This is a genomic window from Streptomyces sp. CA2R106 (assembly GCF_037034245.1).
In the GTDB taxonomy this organism is placed as follows: domain Bacteria; phylum Actinomycetota; class Actinomycetes; order Streptomycetales; family Streptomycetaceae; genus Actinacidiphila.
Window position 1 is genome coordinate 104,014 of record NZ_JBAGKC010000026.1, and the last position, 6,942, is coordinate 110,955.

At 76.2% G+C, this 6,942-nt stretch carries 7 protein-coding genes; 3 read left to right on the forward strand and 4 right to left on the reverse strand.

Features of this window, described 5'->3' with window-relative positions; translation table 11 throughout:
- Positions 1–21 precede the first annotated feature (21 nt).
- Positions 22–798, forward strand: coding sequence for a pyridoxamine 5'-phosphate oxidase family protein (locus tag WA788_RS28295; RefSeq protein ID WP_335982007.1), 777 nt, complete (start codon positions 22–24; stop codon positions 796–798).
- Positions 792–1,436, forward strand: a complete 645-nt coding sequence (locus tag WA788_RS28300; protein ID WP_335982009.1) for an FMN-binding negative transcriptional regulator — start codon at positions 792–794, stop codon at positions 1,434–1,436. Before WA788_RS28295 ends, WA788_RS28300 begins: the two co-directional genes overlap by 7 nt.
- Here WA788_RS28300 and WA788_RS28305 read toward each other — a convergent pair.
- The 3 genes from WA788_RS28305 to WA788_RS28315 all read right to left on the reverse strand — a co-directional run bounded on the left by WA788_RS28305 (position 1,425) and on the right by WA788_RS28315 (position 4,780).
- The gene (locus WA788_RS28305) at positions 1,425–2,510 is read right to left on the reverse strand and encodes a DMT family transporter (protein ID WP_335982011.1); all 1,086 of its coding nucleotides are present in this window, start codon (positions 2,508–2,510) and stop codon (positions 1,425–1,427) included. The genes WA788_RS28300 and WA788_RS28305 overlap by 12 nt on opposite strands.
- 391 nt (positions 2,511–2,901) lie before the next feature.
- Positions 2,902–3,951: an EamA family transporter gene (locus WA788_RS28310; RefSeq protein ID WP_335982013.1), complete on the reverse strand. Its 1,050-nt coding sequence runs from the start codon at positions 3,949–3,951 to the stop codon at positions 2,902–2,904.
- 94 nt (positions 3,952–4,045) lie between these two features.
- On the reverse strand, positions 4,046–4,780 hold the full coding sequence (locus WA788_RS28315; RefSeq protein ID WP_335982015.1) for a pyridoxine/pyridoxamine 5'-phosphate oxidase: 735 nt from the start codon (positions 4,778–4,780) through the stop codon (positions 4,046–4,048).
- Positions 4,781–5,026: 246 nt separating this feature from the next.
- On the opposite strand from WA788_RS28315, the gene WA788_RS28320 reads away from it, so the two are divergent.
- Positions 5,027–6,106: a LacI family DNA-binding transcriptional regulator gene (locus WA788_RS28320; protein WP_335982017.1), complete on the forward strand. Its 1,080-nt coding sequence runs from the start codon at positions 5,027–5,029 to the stop codon at positions 6,104–6,106.
- Between the two features lie 103 nt (positions 6,107–6,209).
- On the opposite strand, the gene WA788_RS28325 is transcribed toward WA788_RS28320, so the two are convergent.
- Positions 6,210–6,821 (reverse strand): PadR family transcriptional regulator, encoded by a 612-nt coding sequence (locus tag WA788_RS28325; protein WP_335982019.1) that lies wholly within the window; start codon positions 6,819–6,821, stop codon positions 6,210–6,212.
- Positions 6,822–6,942 lie beyond the last annotated feature (121 nt).

Sequence of the window (6,942 nt, forward strand, 5' to 3'; positions counted from 1 at the left end):
ACTAGTTCAAAGGATCGCGCCATGTCCACCGTGCCGACCGCCCCCGACGCGCCCTCCCCCGCCGAACCCGCACCCCCTGCCGGCTCCGCCGCCTCCACCGCGTCCGCCCCGGGCCCCTACCCCGCCACCGACCGCACCGTCCCCACCCGCTCCGCCGACCGGGCCTCCTACGACCGCGACGTCGTGCACGCCATCCTCGACGCGGGCTACCTCTGCCACCTCGGCTTCGTCCGCGACGGCGCCCCGGTGGTGCTGCCCACCCTCTACGCGCGACACGGCGAGCGGCTGTACGTGCACGGGTCGACCGGTTCGCGGCCGCTGCGGGGCGCGCGCGGCGCCGAGGGCCTGGCGGTGTGCCTGACGGTGACGCACGTCGACGGGCTGGTGCTGGCGAAGTCGGCGTTCCACCACTCGATCAACTACCGCTCCGTGGTGGTGCACGGCACCGCCCACCAGGTCACCGACCCGCAGGAGCGGGCCCTCGCGCTGGACGCCATCGTGGACCAGGCCGTACCGGGCCGGGCCGCCGACTCCCGCCCGGCCAACTCCAAGGAGCTGGCCGCCACCGCCGTGATCCGGCTCGACCTGCACGAGGTATCGGCGAAGATCCGCACCGGCGGGCCCAACGACGAGCCCGAGGACCTCGACCTGCCGCACTGGGCCGGGGTGGTCCCGGTCGCGCCCGCCTACGCCGCCCCCGTCCCAGCCGCCCACCAGGCCCCGGCCGCGCCGCTGCCCCGCTACCTCGCGCCCGCCGGCCCGCGCGGCACCGCCCGGACGGAGGGCGCGGCATGCTGATCCACCCCTGGGACGCGGCCGCCGACGACACCGAGTGGCAGCAGTGGCTGGCCGCCCACGACTTCGGCCAGCTCGCGGTGAACGGCCTCGACGGCGAGCCCCCGTTCGTCCAACCCACCCACTTCCTCTACGACCCGGCGCCCGGCCCGCACGGCGAGGTCCTGCTGCACCTGGCCCGGCCGAACCCGATGTGGCCGGCGCTGGCGGCCGCGCCGCAGGTCACCCTCAGCGTCGTGGACGACCACACCTTCATCCCCGGCCCCTGGCACGCCGCGCCCGGCGCCCCGCCCGAGCACGGCACCCCCACCAGCTTCTACGCCGCGGTGCAACTCACCGGCACCGCCCACGTCCTGGACGACCCGCGGGCCAAGGCCGACCTGCTGGAGCGCCAACTCGCCCACTTCCAGCCCGATGCCGGCACCGCCCCGGTCGCCCCGGGCCAGGAGCCCTTCGGCCGCATGCTCGCCGGCATCCGCGGGGTGCGGATCGAAGTCACCCGGGTCCGGGCCAAGTTCAAGTACGGCGGCAACAAGCCCGAGGAGGTGCAGCGCCGCGTCACCGGCCTGCTCGCGGACCGCGCCGCACCCGGCGACGCGGCCGCGCGAGCCCACCAGCTGCGCCGCCGGTCAGCCGGCTGACGAAGCGGTCGCCTCGGCGCCGTCCGGCTGCTGCCTGGCCTCCTCCCAGGCCAGCGCCCCGACCGCCACCAGCAGCACCAGCGTCCCGGCCAGGGTGGCCGCGGTGAGCCGCTCACCGAGCAGGGTGACCGCCAGCACGGCCGCCGACACCGGTTCGATCAGCGCCACCACCGACACCGTGGCCGCGCGCAGCACCGCCGCGCCCGCGAAGTACAGCGCGTAGGCGAGCGCGGTCGGCACCGAGGCGAGGAAGCACAGCAGCGCCAGGGTGCGGCCGAGGTGTTCGGCGTGCGGCAGCAGGCCCTCCGCCCACGCGGCGGGCAGCAGGACGACCGCGCAGATCCCGAACGACCACAGCGAGGTGGTCAGCGGGTCGCCGGCGTCGCCGCGGCTGCCGTGCCAGCGGGTCAGCAGCGTCATCCCGGCGTACCCGGCCGCCGACAGCACCGCCAGCAGCACCCCGGCCGGGCGCACCTGGGCGTGACCGCCGCCGAGCACCAGCACCGCCAGGCCCACCAGTGCGCCGCCCACCGCGATCGCGCCGCCCCGGCCGAGCCGCTCGCCCATCACCGCCCGGGCGACGAGCGCGATCAGCACCGGCCCCGAGCCGAGCGTGACCACCGTGGCCACCGCGAGCCCGGTCGACCGCACCGCGCAGAAGTACGCGACCTGGAAGAGGGTGAGCCCGGCGCCGGTGACCGCGATCCGCACCAGCCGCGCCCGCAGCGGCACGGCCGGAACCGGTCGTACGGTCGACGGCCGCAGCCCGCCCGCGTCGGCGTCGTACGCGCCCTCATAGACGCCCTCGTACGGGTCGGGCGCCGCCCCCGCGGTGCCGCCGGCCGGTACGGCGACCGGCGCCGGCGCGACGGCCCCGGGCGCGGCCGCCCGCGGCGCGGGCAGCGCATCCGGGGCCGCGCCCCGCGCCGGGCGCAGCGCACGCGCGGCGAGCAGCAGGGCGAAGCCGCCCGCCGCCCGCCAGAAGGTCAGCGCGAGCGGGCCGAGGCCGCTCCCGCGGTAGAGGAGTGCGGCGACGGCGCCCGCCGTGCCCCACGCGGTCGCCGCGAACACCACATACAGCAGCCCTCGCCCGGACGTGACCCGGGCAGCCGAAACCTGTGGACGTGACAAAGGAAGTCTCCCGCCGGAAAGGTGAGTTGAGGAGCGAACATCACCGTCTGCGGGCAGCACACATCGCCGTGGGGCGCCGAACGGCGCCACGGCGGGCCGTTACCTGGACCCGGACCGGCCTGCGGCCCGGTTCACGCCGCCCGCGTCAGGCGGCGGGCGGGGGAAGCACAGCGAAAGAGCGCATGCGACCACCCTAACGCCCGTGCGGCCGACGGACGGACGCGATCACACAAGCCGGCGGAGGCGGCAACGCGCAGACCGGCCGACCCGCAGACCGCCGACCCGCAGACCGCCGACCCACAGATCCGCCGGCCCGCGCCCGCAGGCCCCCGCGCTACCGCGGCGGCGCGAGGTCCGGTTCGGCGGGCTGCTCGGGAAGCGCCGGCGGTGCGGCCGGGCCGGGCTCCGGCACCGCGCCGGGCAGGGCCGTCTGCGCCACGAACGCCCCGGCCAGCACCAGCGCACCGCCCAGCACCGGCGGAAGCCCGAGGTGCTCGCCGAGCAGGAACCAGGCGAGCACCGCGCCGACCACGGCCTCGATGCAGGCGACGACCGCGGCGACCGGCGGGCTCAGCTGCCGTACGGCCATCACACCGGTCAGGTAGGCGACGACCGTGCAGACCAGCACGATCCAGCCGACCAGCAGGATGCCGGGGACGTCCGCGTCGCCCAGCGGCACCTGGTGCGCGAGGGAGGTCCAGGCGATGTCCCACGGGCGCGCAACGAGGGTGAGCGCCGCGGTGGCGACCAGCAGCGCGTGGGCGATGACCGCGACCGGGTCCGGCCCGCCCTCCTCGTCACCGCCGCCGTCCAGCAGGCCGTCCGCCCGCTCGCGGCCGATGTCCGCGGCCACGCCGTCGCGCCCCCGGTGGCCGGCCAGCAGGAAGTACGCGACCTGGCAGCAGGCCGCGCCGAACGCGCAGGCCAGGCCGACCGGAGCGAAGGCGAGCCCGGACCAGATCCGGACCACGAAGCACATGCCGCCGACGGCGAGCACCACACCGGCCACCGCGGAGCGGCTGACCCGGCGCCGCTGCACGAACCGCACCCAGCCGAGCAGCAGCGCCGGGCCGAGGTACTCCACGAGGATCGCGATGCCGACGGGTATTCGGGAGATCGCCAGGTAGTACAGCGCCTGGACGCCCGCGATGCCGAGCAGCCCGAAGCCGATCACCAGCCCGGGCTGCCGGAACGGCAGCCGCCGGTGCCGCAGCGCGACGGGCAGCAGCACCAGCGCCGCCCCCGCCACCCGCATCCACACCACGTGCAGCGGCTCGAAGCCCGCCTCGATGAGCGGCTTCGCCGCCACCCCGGAACCGCCGAAGGCCGCGGCCGACAGCAGGGCGAGCCCGACACCGTTGCTCCGCACCTGAGTTGACCGCATCAGGACATGATGGCAGTCCACGACAGCAGCGTCACGCCGGGTGCCGCCCGCCCACCTGCGGCGATCCGGAAGCCGATCATCCGGAAGACCCTGGTCACGGCCACAGCAGCGTCCGCGACCACCCCTCCCCCGCGGCCGCCCGCCCGTACCGGACCCGTACGTGGAAGCGCGCCGGGTCGGCCTGCCAGAACTCGGCCTCGGCCGCGTGCAGCCGGTACAGGGTGTGCGTGGCCGGCACCCGCTCCGGCTCGGCGGCGACGAGGTCGCGGGCCGCGCGCAGCGCCGCGTCGTACTGTCCGGCGGACTCCAGCGGCGCGCTCACCGGGCCGGCGAAGGCGGCGGCGCGGGCGGACTCGCCGCGGCCGCGGAAGTCGCGCGCGGCGGCGTCGCGGCCGAGCACCTCGACCGGTCCGGCCATCCGGATCTGCCGGCCCTGCGCGGGCCAGTACCAGGTCAGGGCCGCCCGGGGGTTGGCGGCCAGATCGCGGCTCTTGCGGCTGCGGGAGTCGGACGCGAAGTCGTAGGCGCAGCCGGCGGTGTCGATGCCGCGCAGGATCAGGACGCGGGCGCTGGGGGCGCCGTCGGGGGCGGCCGTGCTGAGCGTCATGACCTGCGGCTCGGGCACTCCGGCGTCGATCGCCTCGGCCAGCCAGCGGGCGAAGAGCGGCCCGGGGGCGTCCGGTACCCGCTCCGGATCGAGGTGCGGCAGCGCTCCGGCGAGTACGGGCACGGCGCGGGTACGGGCGAGGAGTTCCTCGTCCGCGCGCCGCGCCGGGTCCGAACCGGGGCCCTCGCCCGGGCTGTTGCCGCCGTCCGCCTGCTCGTCCATGCCGTGCCCCTTCTGCCGTGCCGCTTGCGCCGTGTTGCTTGGGTCGGCCCGCTTGCGCCGTCCCGCTTGCGCCGTCCCGCCACCTTGTCGCAGCGGGCACCGTCCATCACACACCGCGCCCGGGGGAAGCGCGGGTTGCCCCGCCCGGCGGGCCCGAGCAGGCCGCCGGAGCCGTAAACGCTTCCGGCCCCGCGGACGCCCCCGCAGGTATTCGCCGGCGGCCGGGACTGTACGCAGGCCGTTGTCGTGCCGCACCCTTACGGGAGCGCTTTCCTGTCCGAACTCGCGCAGAACGGGTACCTCGTGAACATCCGTGAACTCGCCCGCCGCAGCGGGGTGTCGACCGCCACCGTCTCGCGGGCGCTCAACGACCGCGCGGAGGTGAGCGAGGCCACCCGCGCGCGGATACGCCAACTGGCCACGGAGTTGGGGTACGCGCCCAACGAGCCGGCCCGCACCCTGGTCCGGCGGCGCTCGGACACGATCGGGCTGATCTGGGACAGCGGGCAGGAGGCGCAGGGCCTGCACAACCCGTTCCTGCTCGGGCTGCTCAGCGCGGTGCGCACCGCGCTGTCCGAGGCCGACTACCACCTGATGCTGCTCACCACCGCGGGTGCCGACGAGCCCGACGGGGCCTATCTCCAAGCGGTGCGGCGGCACAACCTGGAGGGCGTGATCGTGCTGACCACGCCGCCGGACGACCGCTGCCTGCGCGCGCTCGCCGCCTCCACGGTGCCCTGCGCGGGCATCGACACCGCGTTCACCGGCCCGCGTACGGTGCGGGTCAGCTCCGACAACGCGGCGGGCGCGGCGGCGGCCGTCCAGCACCTGTACGAGCTGGGGCACCGCCGGATCGCCACGGTCACCGGCCCGCTGCACCTGCCGCCCGCGGCCGAGCGCCTGACCGGATACCGGCGGGCGTGCGAGCGGCTGCGGCTGCCGGTGCCGGACTCCTACGTGGTCGAGGGGGACTTCTTCCTGGCCAGCGGCGAGGCGGCGGCGCGGGGGCTGCTGGACCTGCCCGAGCCGCCGACCGCGATCTTCGCGGCGGGCGACCAGATGGCGATCGGGGCGATGCACGCGGCGGCGGACGCGGGGCTGTCGGTGCCGCGGGACCTGGCGGTCGTCGGCTTCGACGACATCGACGCGGCGGCGCTGGTCCGCCCGGCGCTCACCACGGTCGCGCAGGACCAGCGCGCGCTGGGCGAGGCCGCGGTCGCGGCGCTGCGCGGGCTGCTGGACACCGAGGCCGGGCGCCCGGCGGACCTCGTGCACTCCTACATCGTGCCGACCCGGCTGCTGGTGCGCGGCTCCAGCGGCGGGTAGGGCCCGCCACGCGCGAGCGGTCCGCCGCCGGGCGCGATGCCCGGCGGCGGACCGCTCGGATACGTCGGACGCGGCGCCGGTCCGTCCGGCGCCGCCACGGGTCCTACTTCCCGATGTCCTCGTCCGCGAGGATGAGGTACAGCTTCTTGCGCGCGTCGTTCACCACGGTCAGCGCCCTGTCGCGCTGTTCCGGTGTGCCTGTCGCCCAGACCTGGCGGAACGCCTCGATCAGCCCGCCGCCGGCCTTCCTGACCTCATGGAGCGCGTCCCAGTCGACGCCGCGACCGGCGTCCTCCCAGGGCGCGTCGGGGCCGGCCTCGGCCTCGGTCCGGCCGGCGTCGGTGAGCGTGAACAGCTTCTTGCCGCCCTCGGTCTCACTGCCGATCAGGCCCTCGTCCTCCAGCAGTTGCAGCGTCGGGTACACCGAGCCGGGGCTCGGCCGCCACGCGCCGCCGCTGCGGTCGGCGATCTCCTGGATCATCTCGTAGCCGTGCATCGGGCGGTCGGTGAGCAGCGCCAGGATCGACGCCCGCACGTCACCGCGCCGGGCGCGTCCGCGCGGTCCGCCGCGCCCCCGCCCGCCGGGCCCGAACGGCCCGCCGCCGAAGGGCGGCCCGAACGGCCCGAACGCCGCCCGCGACCCCTCGTACTCGCCCCACCCGTGATGTCCGGGTCCGCGCTTTCCGTGTCCATGTGCATGTCCTTGGGAACGCATGATGTCGCTCCTTCCATCGTTGATCGTTCGCGACAGCTCAACGATATATCGGAATACATCGAAGAGCAACCCCCGGGCGGAAGCCGCCGACCCGGCCCCCCCCGAGGGGAGCAGTCCACTA

What these genes read in the sequence shown, in the direction of transcription:
- WA788_RS28310 (WP_335982013.1), bottom strand. Translation starts at nt 3,951, where the DNA reads ATGCGGTCAACTCAGGTGCGGAGCAACGGTGTCGGGCTCGCCCTGCTG.
- WA788_RS28325 (WP_335982019.1), bottom strand. Translation starts at nt 6,821, where the DNA reads ATGCGTTCCCAAGGACATGCACATGGACACGGAAAGCGCGGACCCGGA.
- WA788_RS28315 (WP_335982015.1), bottom strand. Translation starts at nt 4,780, where the DNA reads ATGGACGAGCAGGCGGACGGCGGCAACAGCCCGGGCGAGGGCCCCGGT.
- WA788_RS28300 (WP_335982009.1), top strand. Translation starts at nt 792, where the DNA reads ATGCTGATCCACCCCTGGGACGCGGCCGCCGACGACACCGAGTGGCAG.
- WA788_RS28295 (WP_335982007.1), top strand. Translation starts at nt 22, where the DNA reads ATGTCCACCGTGCCGACCGCCCCCGACGCGCCCTCCCCCGCCGAACCC.